Below are 17,305 nucleotides of genomic sequence, written 5' to 3'. Positions count from 1 at the left end.
ATACCAGTCAGCATCCGTGCGTGCAAGCATTGCAAAGTCGTAGTGGCCCGCGTAGCAGGCAGGCTCAGGCGACGAAACGCGCGATCAGATCGTCGAGAAAGTCGCGTCCGAGCGGTGTCGGGACGCAGCATTCCTGTTCGATCTCCAGCAGTCCGTCACGGACGGCCGCCTCCAGTGTAGGCGTAATCCGCGATCGGGGGAGTCCGGTGGTCGCCGTGAACAACTCCAGATCGAACCCTTGAACGAGCCGGAGCGCATTCAGCGCAAATTCGAGCACCAGGTCCGATTCGCTCAGATCGCGCCGGGTTCCGATCCTTCGACCGGGATCGGCGTTTAGATATCGGAATGGAGATGCCGGTTTTTCGGTGCGCCAGGCGTAAGGAGTACCGTCCGCCGCCTGTACGGTCTGTTTGCCGTGCGCCCCGGCACCAAGGCCCAGATAGTCGCCGAAGTGCCAGTAATTCAGATTGTGCCGACATCCATATCCGGGGCGGGAATAGGCCGAGACCTCATAGCGTCCATAGCCGGCGGATTCCAGACGTTCGGCCCCCTGGTGCCCGATGTCTGCAATCAGGTCCAGATCCGGCAGCTCGGGGGGACACGCGCCGAAAACCGTTCCAGGTTCGAGGGTCAGCTGATAGTAGGAGATGTGCTCGGGTTCGAGGTCGAGCAGTGCATCTAGATCTGCCTGGGCAGCCTCCAGTGTCTGACCGGGGAGACCGAACATCAGATCTAGGTTAAGGTTATCGAAGCCCTGAGCGCGCGCCATCCGCACCGCCGCGCGTGCCTGTTGGGGCGTGTGGATGCGTCCGAGCCGTTCCAGATACTCTTCCGAGAGGCTCTGTACCCCGATCGAGAGCCGATTAACGCCGGCGGCGCGATACTCGGCTAGGCAGCGGGACTCGACCCTGCCCGGATTGGCCTCCAGGGTGATCTCGGCGTCTGGGATCAGTTCGACGCGCGCGCGGATGCCATCGAGCAGATTCCGGATCGCCGGCCCTGGAAACAGACTCGGCGTGCCGCCGCCGATGAAGATCGAACTGATGGGGCGACGCGCCGCCGGCTCGCAAAGCTCTAGGTCAAGATCCAGCAACAGCCGCTCGACATAGGCATCGAAGGGCAGTGATGCAGGATCGCCCGGGTGCGAGTTGAAGTCACAATAGGGACATTTGCGCACACACCAGGGCAGATGGATGTAAAGCGCTAGGGGGGGCTGTGGATGCTCGAACGAAGCCACGGGCTGGTGTGCGCACCTGAGGCGATCAACGTCCCTTGTTGAGGCGCTCCTGGAGCAAAGCACCGAAGCTGCCTATGCCCTGTTCAGCCGGCTTCCTGGCCACTGCAACGACCACCGCTGCCGAAGGATCGACCTCGCGGTTCTCATCGAGCGAGAGACTGATGCGCCGCCGCTCTAGATCGATGCCGAGTACGGTCGCCCTGACCTCGTCGCCTTCTTTGAGTACCTCGCTTGGATGCTGGATGCGCCGCCCGGCACCCAGCTCGCTGAGATGAACGAGGCCGTCGACACCGGGGGCCAGTTCGATGAAGGCGCCGAACGGTTGCAGGCGTACGACACGGCCCTGAACGCGCGTGCCGACCGGAAATTGTTCGACGGCATCGAGCCAGGGATCGCGACTCAGGGCGCGGATGGAGAGCGCGATCCGCTCGCGTCTCTTGCCTTCGATCGCCGGCTCGATGCGCAGCACGCTAACCTCGACCTGCTGGCCGACCTGTAACACCTCACTGGGGTGTTTGACGTGGCCGAAGGCGAGCTCGCTGATGTGGATCATGCCCTCCAACCCGCCGAGATCGACGAAGGCGCCATAGTCCTTGAGCGAGGTCACGGTGCCGGTGAGGACCGCGCCCTCCGTGAGCCGGGCGCGCAGTTCTTCGGCCTTGAGGCGCTGCTCCTCTTCGAGCAGCGCACGGCGTGAGACCACCAAAGTGGGTCGGCGTCCGCCCTCGAACTTGGTAATCCGGAAGTCGAGCTTCTGACCGACGAACTCAGACAGATCCTCGATAAAGCGAACGTCGATCTGTGAGGCCGGACAGAAGGCGCGAACACCGGCCATCTGGACCTCGCATCCGCCCTTGACCACGTTCGTCACCTGCCCCTGCACCGGAAGTCCCTGGCGATAGGCGCGTTCGAGCGCGTCGAGACCGTGATACCTGTGCCCGTGCTGGCTGCCGAGCAGCAGCATCCCGCTCTCTTCGTCCTTGCCGGTGACCTGGGTCTCGACGGTGTCGCCGACGGCATATCTGAGCCGTCCGTCGGCGTCACGGATCGCAGCCAGATCGAGCCGACCCTCGCACTTGGCCCCCAGGTCGACGAAGGCGAATTCCTCGCCGATCGCGATCAGGGTGCCTCTGACCTTGTCGCCCAAGGCCGGCTCGCCTTTCTGGGCCTGGGTCTGGTCGAACTCGTTGAGCAGGTCTTCGAAACTAAGGGACTCGGACATGGTGGGTCGAATGCCGTGGTAATGGATAAAGCGGTTATTGTAGGGGGGATCGTGCTCGAGATCGCGCCTGCTTGAGTCTGTAGCCCTCCAGCGTCTGGGCGCCCGTTTGGCTCTTGGTGGGACCTCCGGTGAACGCCGGTCGGGCGCCGCCGCCGCGCACCTCTTCGATCAACGCGGGTGGGATCTCGCGCAGGAAACGGGACGGTGCCGGATAGTTGTCGCGTCCATAGATCCGTCGGGTCTCGGCATAGGTGAGATAAAGCCAGCGCATGGCGCGCGTCAGGCCGACATAGCACAGCCGACGTTCTTCCTCCAGCTTGATCTCATCATCCAGGGACAGACTGTGCGGAAACAGGCCCTCTTCGAGTCCGACGAGAAACACCAGGGGAAACTCCAGACCCTTGGCGCTGTGCAGCGTCATGAGCTGCACACTGTCTTCGAATGGATCGGCTTCGGTCTCGCCGGCCTCTAACGCGGCATGGGCGAGAAAGGCACCGAGCGGGTCGTCTGCATCTTCGGGTAGATCCTGCTCGAACCGGTAGACGGTCTCGACCAATTGCTCCAGGTTTTCGATCCGATCCTGGCCCTTGCCGTCCTTGCTCTTCTTGAAGTGCTCAATCAGTCCGACTTCCTCGATCATGCGTTCGGTGAGCTCGTTGAGCATGTAACGGACGCGCATTTCACGCTGACTTTCGATCAGGTCGAGAAATCCGCGCAGCGCCTTGCTCGCCCTTGGACCCAGTGCACCGCTGGCACTGAGATCGCGCGCTGTCCGCCACAGCGAAACGCCGGCTGCGCGTGCCTGTTCGCGCACCAGATCGACCGTGTGCTCGCCGATACCGCGCGTGGGTAGATTCACCACGCGCTCGAATGCGGCATCGTCGTCTGGATTGGCGATCAGACGCAGATAGGCCAAGGCGTCGCGGATCTCGGCGCGCTCGAAGAAACGCAGTCCGCCATAGACCCGATAGGGGATGCCGGCCTGGATCAGGGCCTCCTCGAACAGCCGGGATTGTGCCGTGGTGCGGTAGAGGATGGCGCATTCATCGTGCCGATGGCCGTCCTGGATGAAGCGGCGGATGCGATCGACGACGAAGCGCGCCTCCTCGACCTCGTTGAAGGCGTTGTAGCAGCGGATCGGCTCGCCGGCGCCGCCCTGGGTCCAGAGGTTCTTGCCCAGCCGCGTGGGGTTGTTAGCGATCAGCGCGTTGGCCGCGGCCAGGATATTTCCTGTCGAACGGTAGTTCTGTTCCAGCCGGATGGTGCGCGTTGTTGGATAGTCCTTCTGGAACGACTGGATGTGCTCGACCCTGGCACCGCGCCAGCCATAGATGGATTGATCATCGTCGCCCACAACGAACAGATGGTTGTCGCGACCTGCAAGCAGACGTAACCAGGCATACTGGATGGCGCTGGTATCCTGGAACTCATCGACCAGGATATGGTTAAAGCGGCGCTGATAGTGACTGAGGATGTCCGCGCGCTCGCGCAACAGTTCTAGTGTGTACAGCAACAGATCGGCAAAATCGAGCGATCCAGCCCGGAGACGTGCGGCTTCGTATTCGCGATAGACCGCGATCATCTTGTCGCGAAAAAAGTCGCCAGTCTCGGACAGATGGTGTGGACGCAGTCCCTCGTCCTTCTGGCGATTGATGAAGCCCTGGATCTGACGCGGCGGCCAGCGGGCCTCATCGATCTGCATCTCCTTGAGCAGACGTTTGATGAGCCTGAGCTGATCCTCGGAGTCGAGGATCTGGAAGTGCTGGTGTAAACCGGCATCCTGCCAATGCGCACGCAGAAAGCGATGGGCCAGACCATGGAAGGTGCCGACCCACATACCACCGACTGGATTGCCGAGCATGGTGTCAAGTCGACCGCGTATCTCGCGTGCGGCCTTGTTGGTGAAGGTGACGGCTAGGATCGACCAGGGTTGCACCTGCTGAACCTGAAGCAACCAAGCGATGCGATGTACGAGCACACGTGTCTTGCCCGATCCGGCACCAGCAAGGATCAGCAGATGACCAGGATCGGCTGAGACGGCCTCACGTTGGGCCGCATTGAGTGAGTCGAGTAGGTTGAGGGTGTCCACGGGTCAATTTTAGGCCTGCGCCTAACATAACTATATAGATAGATATCTTGTTTAGTGATTATAGTGCCTGTGGATAAGTGGATAAATCGATATTTGTTTTTATGATCAATGATTTATGCCTTAAGCTGTCTGTGGATAATTTGTTAGTAGAATGTGCATGAAACCAGCGCCGAACTTTTACCAACAGTTCGGCCACAGGTTATCCACAGGCTTATTCACAATATATTCAATGCCAAGTGACTGATTTAGAAGCATTAAGCGCTTTTCACAGAGACGGTTGTCAACAGCCGCCGAGTCGCTAGGCGGGCTGACACCCCCGGCTCCACTAGGTCCGCCCAGTATTGATTGGACGCTGAGTGGCCGCTCAGGCGGCCTTCTGAACAGCCTAAGACCGGCAGGCTTTAAGGCGAGATGAGGCCCAGTTTTTTGAGACGCCAGTTCAAGCCCTTGCCGACCAGCGTCCTGAGCTATGGCCTTGAACTCGGCCTAGGTCATTGGACAATGGGTTGCCGAGCCAAGAGGATGGCGGGCGGGGCAGGTTCAGCGGTTTTCGAGTCGTTGCTAACGACTGACCTGATGGAGATGGAAACGATGGCGCAGAAAATTCTGGAAATGTCTGACCTCTTCCAGCGCCAGCTTCAGGCGTCCGACCTCGATGCGGTTGAGATGGTCAAGCGGTAGATAGTTGGTCATGGGCTTGCCGTGCTCGAGCCTCAGCAATTGGGCGCGGAGGCGTAAGTCGATCAGGAAGTCGAAGGCCGCCAACAGACTGTCGGCCTGCTGCGTCTCCAGGATGCCGGCCTGTTGGAGTCCGCGCACCCGATCATGGGTACGACCCTCGCCGATCCCGGCCTGGAGCGCCATCGCCTTCAAGCCCTCGGTGATGGCGAAGACACCGGCCTTCTTGACCTCGATGCAACCCCGATGCGAACCGCGTCGCTCGGTCTTGATGCGCCCGAACCAGTCGAGCGGCGGGCGGAAGGCCACGGCATTGGCCACGCTGTGGACCAGGAACAGTGTATTGTCACGCAGCTTGGCGATGATCTCGGACTTGAGTTCCTGCTCAAACGAGGCGTCGCCATAGAGGGTGCGTAGATCGAAGAACATACTGCCTGAGAGGATGTTGGCAGGCGTCGGAGTGCGCAGCCAGGTGTCGAGCACCTGTTTCCAGCCAGTCAGACTGCGCCGCCATTCGGGGTTCTTGGCCATGATCCCACCCGAGCAGGCAGGCACACCGATGCCGATCAGATTGTCGATCAAATCGATACTAAAGGCGCGTAGCTGCTCCAGCGCAGCGGCGGAGAGTTCGTCGGCATAGACGATGGCGTTGTCCTGATCCGTGGCCAGGGTCTGCTCGCGCCGGCCCTCGCTGCCGAGCACCAGGAAGGCAAAACGGTCGGTGAGATCAGGATAGCGTGCTGCGCGGATCAGCTCGATGAGCCGGATCAGCAGCCGGTCGTTGAGCAGGGCTACGGTCTGGACCAGGTCGCGGGTCGCCACACCGGTGCTGCGGAGATGGTGCACCAGATGCTCCATGCGCTCGCGCAGCGTCTTGAGTTCGGCGGGGGTCTCGGCCTCCTCGATCTCCTTCATGAGCTGTTGGGGCGAGCGGCTGTGCAGACGCAGCGCATCGGTGTCGGTGACGATGCCGCGCAACCGCCCCTCGGCATCGACCACGCACAATCGATGGATGCGCCGCCGGCTCATCAGATAGAGCGCCTCAAACAGATAGTCGCTCTCGCGGATGGTGACGAGCGGGCTACTCATGACGTCGCGCGCGCAGTAGGCGCGCGGATCGATCCCAGGCGCCACCACCTTGTTGCGCAGATCACGGTCGGTGACGATGCCGATCGGTTCCTCGCCGTCGCGCACCAGGAGGCTAGAGATATTGTGTGCACGCATCTGCTTGGCGAGCTCGGTCAGCGGCAGATCCGGGTTGCAGGTCACGACATCCGTCTGGCAGATCTGGCTGACTGGGGTGAAGAAGACGTTTTCAGCGGACATGCTGGCCTTCGTGTTCTATCGCTTGGGATCCGAATCGTCAGGATCGACCGATTTGAAAATGGGGTGATGCACTGGCGGGAAGTTTAATCCCGTCAATCCCGAAGATCGTATCGACCTTGTCTATTGTCAGGATCGATGGCCGATATGGCGCGCTCGTAGAGCGCCCACTGACCTCAGTCCACCCGCGCCGCCGAGATGAACAGCCAGGCTCCGGCCAGGTAGGCCGCCACGATCACGCCGGCGGCGGCTTGCTCGGGCAGCCAGTGACCCGGACCGAGCAGCAACACCAGGGTCGCACAGATCAGCAGGGTCGCGCCTCCGATAGACTTGAGCATGGCCTCCGAGGCCGCGGTCTGATCCTCCCGGACCCGGGCCTGATCGAACTTGGCACTGCGCACCTGTTTGTCGTAGGCCATGAGCATCCGATAGGCGACCAGGGGTAGCTCAGGCACCTGATCGGCAACCGAGTAGAGGTTGCGCCTGGTGCGATCGAACAGCCCCTTCAGCCCGACCTGATCCTTCATCCAGCGCTCCATGTAGGGTTTGGCCGTGGTCCAGAGATCGAGCTCGGGATAGAGCTGACGCCCCAGACCCTCGATGTTGAGCAGGGTCTTCTCTAGGAGCACGAGCTGCGGCTGGATCTCCATATCGAAACGGCGTGCGGTCTGAAACAGCCGCACCAAGAAGTGGCCAAACGAGATCTCGGCCAGGGGCTTTTCGAAGATCGGCTCACTGACGGTGCGGATCGCCGCCTCGAACTCATCGACCCGGGTCCCGGGCGGCACCCAACCGGACTCGACATGCAGCTCGGCCACGCGCCGATAGTCGCGCTCGAAGAAGGCTAGCAGGTTCTCCGCCAGATAGCGCTGGTCCTCGGTGGTGAGCGAGCCGACGATGCCGAAGTCGATCGAGATATAGCGCCCCGAGGGCTCGACGAAGATGTTGCCCGGGTGCATGTCGGCGTGAAAGAAATTGTCGCGGAAGACCTGGGTAAAGAAGATCTCCACCCCGCGCTCGCCGAGCACCTTCATGCTCACGCCCTGGGCCTTGAGCCGCTCCACCTCGCTGACCGGGGTGCCATAGATGCGCTCCATCACCATGACATTGGGCCGGGTCCAGTCCCAGTAGACCTCGGGGATATAGAGCATCTCGCTCCCGAACCAGTTGCGGCGCAGCTGTGAGGCATTGGCCGCCTCGCGCTGGAGGTCGAGCTCATCGTAGATGGTCTTCTCGTATTCGCGCACCACCTCGACCGGACGCAGCCGGCGGCCATCTTTCCAGTATTTTTGGGCCAGATGTGCCACGGTATACATCAGGCTTAGATCCTGTCGGATGGTGCGCTCGATGCCGGGGCGCAAGACCTTGACCACCACCTCGGTCCCGTCCTTGAGCCGGGCGGTATGGACCTGGGCGATCGAGGCCGAGGCGAGCGGCACCGGGTCGAATTGGTCGAGGACCTCCTCGATCGGTCGGCCCCAGGCCTTCTCGATCAGGGCGCGCGCCGTCTCGCCATCGAAGGGTGGGACCTGATCCTGGAGCCGGGCCAGTTCCACCGCCAGGTTATCCGGTAGCAGGTCGCGCCGGGTGGAAAGGATCTGTCCAAACTTGACGAAGATCGGCCCTAAGTCCTCCAACGCCAAGCGGATCCGCACCGGGTAGGGTGGCAGGTCGCGCCGGATCCAATACCAGGGCAAGAGGTATTTGATCCAGCGCAACGGACGGAACAGATGGGTGGCGAGGATGACCTCGTCCAGCCCATGACGCAGCAGTACCCAGTTGATCCGGAGCAGGCGCAACGCCTGACGTACACCCATCATGAGCGGTGACCGGGCCCGTGGACCTGTCTGGCGAGGCGCTCGATCCGGGCGGCCAGCCGCTCGACATCGTCGCGCAGGGTATCGACCTGATTCAGGAACGCCTCGACCTCGTAACGGCTCGGCAGCAGGCGGCGCTCCTCTTGCAGATATTCAGTGAGATTGGCCGCCAGCGTGGCCGAGGTGCGCTGGCCCCAGCGCTCGGCCGCGCGCACCTGGTTGCCGACCTGATGCGCGAAGGGATCGCCGATGACGCGCGCCAGCTGCTCCTCCCAATCCACATTCAATCCCGCCAGCGCCGCGCTGAATGCCTGAGCGAGGGCGGTGTCGCCCGAGATCTCGACCTCGCCGGAGACGAGTGCGGACTCCTTGCGCCCAGCCATCCCCAGCCGTACTAGCCCCAGCGGCGATCCCTGGATCAGACAGTCCGGCTCGGCGTCATAGGCCCCGAAGAGTTGCAGACCGCGCGCGCCTGGGATGACGGTGATGCGGGTGCCGAAGCCCTTGACCTCGATGGCGATGACGCGTCCGGCGAGTGGTTCAAGTGCGGCGGCCCCCTCGGGGTCGAGCGCGAGAAAGCGGTTGATCGCCTGCTCGAGGACCGCAAGCAGGGCATCCGGGATCTGGAGGCCAGCCACACTCATAGCTTGTACCCGCGATGGATGGCGACGATGCCGCCGGTATGATTGAAGTATTCGCACCGCTCGAAACCGGAGGCCTCCATCATCGAACGCAGCGTCTCCTGATCTGGATGCATGCGGATCGACTCGGCCAGATAGCGGTAGCTGTCTGCGTCATGCGTCACCAGCTTCCCGAGCATCGGCAGCACCGAGAAGGAGTAGGCATCATAGACCTTGCTCAGCGACTTGATGGTCGGGTGCGAGAACTCCAAAACCAGCGCACGGCCGCCGGGCTTGAGCACGCGGAACATCTCGTCGAGCGCCTTCTCTTTGTGGGTGACGTTGCGCAGACCGAAACCGATGGTGACGCAGTCGAACAGGTCGCTCTTGAAGGGGACCTGCTCGGCATTGGTCAAACAATAGCAGACATTGCCGACCCGACCGCGATCGAGCATCCGGGTTCGGCCCTCGCCGAGCATCTTGGCGTTGATGTCGGTCATCACCACCAGTCCGTCGGGACCGACCAGCCCTGAGAAACGATAGGCCAGATCGCCGGTTCCCGAGGCCAGATCCAGTACCCAGTGCCCCCGGCGCACCCCCGAGAGTTCGATGGTATGACGCTTCCACAGCCGATGGATGCCGAACGACATCAGGTCGTTCATCACATCGTAGCGTGTGGCGACCGAGTCGAAGACCGCACGCACACGTTTGGCCTTTTCCTCGACCGGCACTTGCTGATAGCCGAAATGGGTGGTGTTCTGATCGGACATGCTCTATCTCGGTGGCGAATTGGGGTTCATGGGCACGGACACGCGCCCCAGGTGATGGCGCCGCCTGTCCTAAACCGTTGCGGCTGACCTTGGATGATTGGCACCGAGCGCCGATCAGGACTGAAGCGTCTTGCGTGTATAGCCGGCCCGTTTGAGTTCTTCAAGATAGGCATTCCAGCGCTGCTCGTACTCGGTGCCGAGACGGTAGAGATAGTCCCAGGAGTAGATACCCGTGTTGTGCTCATCGTCGAAGTGCAGACAGACGGCATAGTGGCCAACCGGCTCGATGCGGTCGATGCCGACGTCTTCTTTGCCGACCTGGAGCACGCGCTCGTCCGGGCTATGGCCCTGGACTTCCGCAGAAGGCGAATAGACGCGCAGATATTCACACGGCAGCTTGAAGCGGGTGCCGTCCTCATAGGCGATTTCGAGCACCCGGGATTGACGGTGCAGATTCAGCTCGGTGGGTATTGGCATGATGGTCTAGGGTCCGTGATCGGTGGTCTGGAATTACAGGATATAACGCGACAGATCCTCGTCGGCGGCCAGATCGGCCATGTTCTGATCGACATAGGCGGCATTGATGGTAATGGTCACGCGGTCGAGTTCGGAGGCATTGAAGGAGACATCCTCCAGCAGACGCTCCATGACCGTGTGTAGACGCCGTGCGCCGATGTTCTCGGTCTTCTCATTGACCTGCCAGGCGATCTCGGCGATGCGGCGGATGCCGTCCTCCGTGAACACCAGGTTCACGCCTTCAGTGGCCAGCAGGGCCTTGTATTGATCGGTGAGCGAGGCGTCGGGTTCGGTGAGGATGCGCACGAAGTCGTCCGTGGTCAGGGCCTTCAATTCGACCCGGATCGGCAGCCGGCCCTGGAGCTCGGGGATCAGGTCCGAGGGCTTGGCCAGGTGGAAGGCGCCCGAGGCGATGAACAGGATATGGTCGGTGCGTACCGCGCCATGCTTGGTCGAGACCGTGCAGCCTTCGACCAAGGGTAGCAGGTCGCGCTGCACCCCTTCGCGCGAGACGTCCACACCCGTGGTGCCTTCGCGCTTGGCCACCTTGTCGATCTCGTCGATGAAGACGATCCCGTTCTGCTCGACATTCTCCAGGGCGCGCAATTTTAGCTCTTCGTCGTTGACGCGCTTGGCGGCCTCTTCGTCCTTGAGCAGCCTGCGCGCATCACGGATGCGTAGCTTGCGCCGCTTCATCCGGCCCTGGCCCAGGCTCTGGAACAGGCCCTGGAGCTGGTTTGACATCTCTTCCATACCGGGTGGGGCCATGATCTCGACCCCGAGCGGCGCGGCCGCGACCTGGATCTCGATCTCGCGATCGTCCAGTTCGCCGGAGCGCAGTTTGGCACGCATTTTTTCGCGCGTGGCCGAAGTCACCGTCGAGCGGCTCTCCTCCTCGAAGCCGGACGGCGGCGGTAACAGCACGTCGAGGATGCGCTCCTCGGCCGCCGCCTCCGCGAGATTGGCGAGCTTGGCCATCTCCTGTTCACGCGCCATCTTCAAACCGATGTCCGCTAGATCGCGGATGATCGAATCGACATCACGTCCGACATACCCGACCTCGGTGAACTTGGTCGCCTCGACCTTGATGAAGGGGGCATTGGCGAGCTTGGCCAGGCGGCGCGCGATCTCGGTCTTGCCGACCCCGGTCGGGCCGATCATGAGGATGTTCTTGGGTGTGATCTCGGAGCGCATCGGCTCGGGGATCCGAGCACGGCGCCAGCGGTTGCGCAGCGCAATGGCCACGGCGCGCTTGGCCTCGTTCTGGCCGACGATGTGTTTGTCGAGCTCGGCGACGATGCGTTGGGGGGTGATTTCAGACATGGAATCGGTGGATCGATTGGGACGGGCGGGCATTCTCGGGTGTCTTGCGGTTTGGTGAACACAGTGATTTGTGCGAGGGCTGGAGTGGACGTCCGGTCAATCCGTCTTGGCCTCCAACTCCTCGATGACGAGGCTATGGTTGGTATAGATACAGATATCAGCGGCGATGTGTAGACTCTTTTCGACGATCTCGCGCGCTGAGAGCTCGGTATTGGCGACCAGGGCGCGCGCGGCCGCGAGCGCGAATGAACCGCCCGAACCGATGGCCATGATGTCCTGCTCGGGCTCGATGACGTCCCCCGTGCCTGAGAGGATGAGCGAGGTGGTGGCGTCGGCGATGCACAGCATGGCTTCGAGCCGACGCAGCAGGCGATCCGTGCGCCAGTCCTTGGCCATCTCGACCGCGGCGCGGGTCAGATGACCCTGATGCTTTTCGAGCTTACCCTCGAAGCGCTCGAACAGGGTGAAGGCATCGGCGGTGGCCCCGGCAAAACCGGCCAGTACCTGACCCTTGTAGAGCCGACGCACCTTGCGCGCATTGCCCTTCATCACGGTCGGACCGAGCGAGACCTGACCATCGCCGCCGATCACGACCCTGTCGCCGCGTCGTACCGAGAGGATTGTCGTACCACGAAGATTTTCCATTGAACTTGACTGCCGAACGCTGGGTTACGGACATCTTAATCGAAAAGCGCCGCGATCCCGAAACGCGATCCTTGGTGATCCTGGCTAGGAGGCGCGCCGATAATCGGCGCGCGAGCCGGTCAGGTCCCAGGCGAAGGTACAGTCCAGATGCGACAGTACCGAGATCAGCCCGCTCTCGCCATCCTCGATCATGACTGCCACCGGGGCGCGATGCCCGAACTGCTTGTTGGCGCGCCGTACCCAGAGCTTGCGCATCTCGGGATTACGCGGGAAATAGGTATGGAGCGCCTGTTCGATACGATTCAGATAGGCCAGGCGTCGGTTGACCGCCGGGTCATCGGGAAAGGCCTCCTGATCGTGGAAGCGCCCAATGTGGCGCACCTTGATCGTCTCCGGAAGTTGCAGCAGATCGAGGATGTCGCGCGCGGCCACTCCCCAGTCTTCCAAGAGCTGCATGGTGCGCCGGGTCAGCAATAGACGTTCATCGAGTGTGAGATCAGTCATGGTGGGCCTCTGGATGGGGTTAGGGTCGTGGACGCGATTCAAGGATTCAGAATGGCGTCGATATGACCGAGTTCCAAGCTCGGGATCCTGCGCGCGTTCCCGGTTCGATCAGTCCAGGGATTCGCGCAAGAACCGAAACAGCTTGCGTGGCGCATCTGGCTTGCCGCGCACGCTGTCACGCTGGGCGGCCCGGACCAGTGCACGCAGGTGCTGGCGATCGACCTCTGGGTACTCGGCGATGAATGCAGCCAGGGCCACATCACCCTCGCTGATCAGACGCTCGCGCCAGCGCTCCAGCGCCTGATGGCGCGCGGTGGCGGCACGTTCGTGCCCCTCGGCTCCATCCATGAGCGCATGAATAGCCGCCCTGTCCTCGCGTTCGAGCAGATTGGCGATGTGCTTCCAGTGACGCCTGCGCGCACGTAGATCCTTGATACGCGGTGTCTCGGCGAGCGCGGCCCAGGTCGCCTCGCTGAGATTCAGCCGCTCCAATTCAGGGCGCGGTCTTAAGGCCATCCGCTCGGCGAGCACCTGGAGCGCCAGCTTGTCGCGCTTGATCTGGCCCTTGCTTGGCCCTTGCGTCCGATCGTCCGGTTCATAGACCCTCCGCAAGGAAACCCGCGACTTGAGTCGCGGGAGGAATGGCGGGCGCGCGAAGCGCGCCATGTGGCGTATAATACACCGCATGGTTGACATAGTAACCAAAAGGAACTGCGTCTATCAAACGGCATACCATGTGATCTGGTGTCCGAAGTATCGGCATGATATACTAACGGGACTGGTGGCAGAGGAAATGGGGGCGATGCTGGATGCGATTTGCGCGGAGCGCGGCTGGCCGATGATCTCCAAAGAGATTCAGCCCGATCACGTCCACCTGTTTGTCAGCATCCCGCCAGCCCTTGCTGTGGCCGATGCCGTAAAAATCCTGAAAGGGACAACGGCGCGCAAGCTGTTTCAGCGGTTTCCGTGGCTCAAGAACCGCCTTTTGGACGGGCATCTGTGGTCGCCCTCCTACTATGTCGGCACGGCAGGTAACGTCAGCGCCGAGACGATCCGGCGCTACATCGAACGATCCGAACACGTCACCAAGCGGCGATAACCCATGCTGCGCACCGCCTCGATTCGCCTGAATGTTCGCCCGGACCAAGTGGCGGCCTTGGGGGCTCTGCAATCGGCTTATGCCGATGCCTGCAACCGCTTGGTGCCGACGGTGATCGAACATCGCTGCTGGAACCGCGTGGCGCTGCACCAGTTGGCCTATGCCCGGCTGCGCGAGGAAACACCGCTGGGCTCGCAAATGGTCTGCAACGCCATCTTCTCGGTCTGTAAGTCCTACAAGGCGCAAAAGGAACTCGGTCGCATCAAGAAGGACGAGCCCGCACCTGTAGTGCACTTCGACCGCGCCAGTGTCCATTTCGACAAGCGAACGTACTCCATTAAAGGGGAGTGCCTGAGTCTCTACACCCTTTCTGGCCGCATCGCCGTCCCGATGGTGCTTGGAGAGCATCAGCGCCGCATCATGGCCTCGGGCAAGGCCAAAGAAGCCGAGTTGGTTTGTCGCAAGGGTCGCTGGTATTTCAACCTCGTCGTCGAGTCCGACGATGCGGACCCCATTGCATCCAGCCCCGTCATGGGCGTGGATGTCGGAGAAAACAATCTCGCTGCCACCAGCACGGGCAAGGTATGGGGCGGCGGGCAACTGCGCCACAAGCGCAACTGCCACCTTGCCCTTCGTCGTCGTTTGCAGTCCAACGGCAGCCAAAGCGCCAAACAGAAGCTGCGGCAGGTCTCTGGCAAAGAGCGGCGACGTGTGACGCACATCAACCACGAAACGAGCAAAGCGATCGTTGCCGAAGCGCGGCGCATTGGTGCTTCCAAGATCGTGATGGAAGACTTGTGCCATATCCGCGACCGCATCCGGGCTGGCAAGCGCGTGAGAGCGAGACTGCATCGCTGGGCTTTCCGGCAACTTCAGACCTTTGTCGAATACAAGGGTAAGGCTGCCGGAATCGCGGTCGAATACGTCAATCCGGCCTACACCAGCCAGACGTGTTCTTGCTGCGGGGCGTTGGGTCGGCGCGTCAAGCATCGTTTCGTGTGCGACAAGTGTGGTCTCCGGGCGCACGCCGACTGTAACGCCAGTCGAAACCTGGCCCGGATTGGCAGTGGAGCCCCGCTGCCAAGGGCGGCTGTAAACACGCCCAATGTTGGGGATGCGGTCAACCATGTTTGCTGCGTCTCACAATAAAGCCTTCGACTTCAGTCGAGGGTTGTTTACATGGATGCATTCGATTCGACCCGTCTTGTCACATATCCACCGTCTCGGCCAGATGATCGACCAACAGTTGCAGTGCGTTCTGACCGCGATAGCTGTTGATGTCCAGTCGATAGACCAGACGCACCATCCCACGCACGGACGCGATCCGCTCGCCGAGACCAAAAGCGATGGCCTCGATCGCAGAACCGCCCGACGGCGCGACCCTGAGTTTCAGATGCCGTCGGTCGTCGCCCACACAGCGCGCCTCTATGACCTCGAATAGGTCATCGAAGCGGGGCTCGGGGAAATCCTTACCCCAGGGTCCAGCGAACCGCAACGCCTCGGCGGTCTCCAAGGTCAGGAGCCTAACCGGCAGCGCCCCGTCGGAGCGGATCTCGGGGGTCGGCGGAATGTCGCCGAGCTGTACTCGGACGGCCTCGACGAAGGCGTCTCGAAACGACTCCAGGCACCCTGGACGCAACGTCAGGCCTGCCGCCATCGCGTGTCCGCCGAAGTGCTCGATCAGCCCCGGGTGGCGCCGATCGACCCAATCGATGGCATCGCGCAGATGCAGCCCCTCGATCGAACGCCCCGAGCCGCGCAACCGACCATCACCGGCGTCGGCAAAGGCGATGGTCGGGCGGTGATAACGTTCCCGGATCCGGGCAGCGACGATCCCGGACACACCCTGATGCCAATCCTCGCCGAACAGACAGAGTCCGGGCGGCAGCGACTCGCCATCCAGGATGAGGGCATCGAGCACCGACTCGGCGGCCTCCTTCATGCTGTCCTCGATCGACCGACGCTCGCGGTTGAGTGCGTCGAGTTGGTTGGCCATCTCCAGCGCCCGAGCCGGGTCATCGGTCAAGAGACACTCGACCCCGAGCGACATCTCGGTCAGCCGTCCGGCGGCATTGAGCCGGGGCGCCACAAAGAAGCCGAGATCGGTCGCGGTCGCGCGCGCCGGATCGCGTCCGGCCACTTGAAGCAGGGCCAGCACCCCGGCGCAGGCGCGACCGGCCCGGATGCGTCTGAGCCCCTGATCGACCAGGATCCGGTTGTTGCGATCCAGGCTGACCACATCGGCGACCGTACCGAGCGCAACCAGATCGAGTCGTTCAGCCAGATTGGGTTCGGGCCGTCCGGGCCCGAACCAGCCGCTCTCGCGCAGCCGTCTGCGCAGCGCGGCGAGCAGATAGAAGACCACCCCGACTCCGGCCAGATGCTTGCTTGGAAAGGTGCAGCCTGGCTGATTGGGATTGACGATGGCCTCAGCCTTGGGCAGCGCGTCGCCCGGCAGGTGATGGTCGGTCACGACCACACTCAACCCCAGCGCGTGGGCGCGCGCGATCGCAGTATGGCTGGAGATCCCGTTGTCGACCGTCAGGATGACCTCCGCGCCCTGGGCATGTGCCGCCTCGACCAAGGTTGGACTCAGACCATAGCCATTGGAAAAGCGGCTCGGGACCAGAAAGGACACCTGGCGCGCCCCTAGGGCGCGCAGCCCGCGCACCGCGAGCGCGCTGCCGGTGGCACCGTCGGCGTCATAGTCGCCGACCACCAGGATGAACTGGTCGGAGCGGATCGCCGCGACCAGCCGGTCCAGGGCGGCCTCTAGGCCATGCAGCGAAGTCAGGGGCGCCAGCGCCTCCAGCCCAGGCGCGACCTCATCTGGGTTGCTCAGACCGCGGTTGGCATAGAGTAGACGCAAGAGTTCGTCTGGGGTGTCGGCCTGGATAGGGGTGTCCAGGTCTGGGACGCGCCGGATACGGATGGTGGTTCGGATTTCGGACATGGATCCATGTTTTTAGGTGGGAATGGCTCGGACGTCGAGCACGCACGGCAGTGTGCGCGCTAAACAGCCAGGACATCAAGTCGCTGTTATAGAGCCCCCTTGACAGCGCCATTTTTACGGCTACAGTGTTAGCACTCGCAAAGAAAGAGTGCTAATAAAACCAATCCACACTGAACTTCTTTCCGAGGGAGATCCATGAAGCTTCGTCCTTTGCATGATCGTGTCGTCATCCGTCGCCATGAGGAGGAGCGCACCTCCGCCGGCGGTATCCTGATCCCAGATACCGCGACTGAAAAGCCGAGCCAAGGCGAGGTCATCGCCGTCGGCAAGGGCAAGATCCTTGACAACGGCGATGTGCGTCCGCTCGACGTCAAGGTCGGGGACCGGGTGCTGTTTGGCAAGTACTCCGGCACCGAGGTCAAGGTCGGCGACGAGAAGCTCCTAGTGATGCGCGAAGACGACATCATGGGCGTCATCGAATAAGCCCAGGTTCGCATTTCGCTTCCAAA

The 17,305-nt window shown here is 62.1% G+C and carries 16 protein-coding genes; 3 read left to right on the top strand and 13 right to left on the bottom strand.

Annotated features, from left to right (window positions below; all coding sequences use genetic code 11):
- Window positions 1-64: 64 nt before the first annotated feature.
- From hemW to yjgA, 12 genes are all read right to left on the bottom strand, one after another.
- Complete coding sequence (hemW, locus tag E6P07_RS12085) at window positions 65-1,237, bottom strand: radical SAM family heme chaperone HemW (RefSeq protein WP_153975840.1); 1,173 nt, start codon at window positions 1,235-1,237, stop codon at window positions 65-67.
- A gap of 25 nt (window positions 1,238-1,262) precedes the next feature.
- Complete coding sequence (locus E6P07_RS12080; RefSeq protein ID WP_153975839.1) at window positions 1,263-2,459, bottom strand: 30S ribosomal protein S1; 1,197 nt, start codon at window positions 2,457-2,459, stop codon at window positions 1,263-1,265.
- 34 nt (window positions 2,460-2,493) lie between these two features.
- Window positions 2,494-4,548 (bottom strand): DNA helicase II, encoded by a 2,055-nt coding sequence (gene uvrD / locus E6P07_RS12075; RefSeq protein ID WP_153975838.1) that lies wholly within the window; start codon window positions 4,546-4,548, stop codon window positions 2,494-2,496.
- A 561-nt stretch (window positions 4,549-5,109) separates the two neighbouring features.
- Entirely contained in the window at window positions 5,110-6,552 is a 1,443-nt protein-coding gene (locus E6P07_RS12070; protein WP_153975837.1) for a putative nucleotidyltransferase substrate binding domain-containing protein, read from the bottom strand.
- A 173-nt stretch (window positions 6,553-6,725) separates the two neighbouring features.
- Window positions 6,726-8,369, bottom strand: coding sequence for a ubiquinone biosynthesis regulatory protein kinase UbiB (gene ubiB / locus E6P07_RS12065; protein WP_153975836.1), 1,644 nt, complete (start codon window positions 8,367-8,369; stop codon window positions 6,726-6,728).
- Window positions 8,366-9,010 carry a ubiquinone biosynthesis accessory factor UbiJ gene (locus tag E6P07_RS12060; protein ID WP_153975835.1) on the bottom strand — a complete coding sequence of 215 codons (645 nt, stop codon included), beginning with the start codon at window positions 9,008-9,010 and terminating at the stop codon, window positions 8,366-8,368. The genes ubiB and E6P07_RS12060 overlap by 4 nt, the downstream gene beginning before the upstream one ends.
- On the bottom strand, window positions 9,007-9,756 hold the full coding sequence (gene ubiE / locus E6P07_RS12055; RefSeq protein ID WP_153975834.1) for a bifunctional demethylmenaquinone methyltransferase/2-methoxy-6-polyprenyl-1,4-benzoquinol methylase UbiE: 750 nt from the start codon (window positions 9,754-9,756) through the stop codon (window positions 9,007-9,009). The genes E6P07_RS12060 and ubiE overlap by 4 nt, the downstream gene beginning before the upstream one ends.
- A 114-nt stretch (window positions 9,757-9,870) precedes the next feature.
- On the bottom strand, window positions 9,871-10,233 hold the full coding sequence (locus tag E6P07_RS12050) for a gamma-butyrobetaine hydroxylase family protein (protein WP_153975833.1): 363 nt from the start codon (window positions 10,231-10,233) through the stop codon (window positions 9,871-9,873).
- 33 nt (window positions 10,234-10,266) lie between these two features.
- The gene (gene hslU, locus E6P07_RS12045; protein WP_153975832.1) at window positions 10,267-11,595 is read right to left on the bottom strand and encodes an ATP-dependent protease ATPase subunit HslU; all 1,329 of its coding nucleotides are present in this window, start codon (window positions 11,593-11,595) and stop codon (window positions 10,267-10,269) included.
- A gap of 96 nt (window positions 11,596-11,691) precedes the next feature.
- Complete coding sequence (hslV, locus tag E6P07_RS12040; RefSeq protein ID WP_153975831.1) at window positions 11,692-12,240, bottom strand: ATP-dependent protease subunit HslV; 549 nt, start codon at window positions 12,238-12,240, stop codon at window positions 11,692-11,694.
- A gap of 84 nt (window positions 12,241-12,324) precedes the next feature.
- Entirely contained in the window at window positions 12,325-12,744 is a 420-nt protein-coding gene (locus E6P07_RS12035) for a DUF2384 domain-containing protein (protein ID WP_153975830.1), read from the bottom strand.
- A 108-nt stretch (window positions 12,745-12,852) separates the two neighbouring features.
- Window positions 12,853-13,356, bottom strand: coding sequence for a ribosome biogenesis factor YjgA (yjgA, locus tag E6P07_RS12030; RefSeq protein WP_246172843.1), 504 nt, complete (start codon window positions 13,354-13,356; stop codon window positions 12,853-12,855).
- A 73-nt stretch (window positions 13,357-13,429) separates the two neighbouring features.
- On the opposite strand from yjgA, the gene tnpA reads away from it, so the two are divergent.
- Both tnpA and E6P07_RS12020 read left to right on the top strand, forming a co-directional pair.
- A complete protein-coding gene (gene tnpA, locus E6P07_RS12025) occupies window positions 13,430-13,843 on the top strand; it encodes an IS200/IS605 family transposase (protein ID WP_153975828.1) in 414 nt (137 codons plus the stop codon).
- Window positions 13,844-13,846: 3 nt separating this feature from the next.
- Window positions 13,847-14,992: an RNA-guided endonuclease InsQ/TnpB family protein gene (locus E6P07_RS12020; protein ID WP_153975827.1), complete on the top strand. Its 1,146-nt coding sequence runs from the start codon at window positions 13,847-13,849 to the stop codon at window positions 14,990-14,992.
- Window positions 14,993-15,050: 58 nt separating this feature from the next.
- Here E6P07_RS12020 and recJ read toward each other — a convergent pair whose 3' ends face one another.
- The gene (recJ, locus tag E6P07_RS12015) at window positions 15,051-16,796 is read right to left on the bottom strand and encodes a single-stranded-DNA-specific exonuclease RecJ (RefSeq protein ID WP_153975826.1); all 1,746 of its coding nucleotides are present in this window, start codon (window positions 16,794-16,796) and stop codon (window positions 15,051-15,053) included.
- Window positions 16,797-16,991: 195 nt separating this feature from the next.
- Here recJ and groES point away from each other — a divergent pair, with 195 nt between their 5' ends.
- On the top strand, window positions 16,992-17,279 hold the full coding sequence (gene groES / locus E6P07_RS12010) for a co-chaperone GroES (protein ID WP_153975825.1): 288 nt from the start codon (window positions 16,992-16,994) through the stop codon (window positions 17,277-17,279).
- Window positions 17,280-17,305 lie beyond the last annotated feature (26 nt).

The sequence above is a fragment of the Thermochromatium tepidum ATCC 43061 genome (genome assembly GCF_009664085.1).
Classification (GTDB): Bacteria; Pseudomonadota; Gammaproteobacteria; order Chromatiales; family Chromatiaceae; genus Thermochromatium; species Thermochromatium tepidum.
The sequence above is the reverse complement of the archived record's forward strand: the minus strand, read 5'-3'. Positions and strand labels throughout refer to the sequence as shown.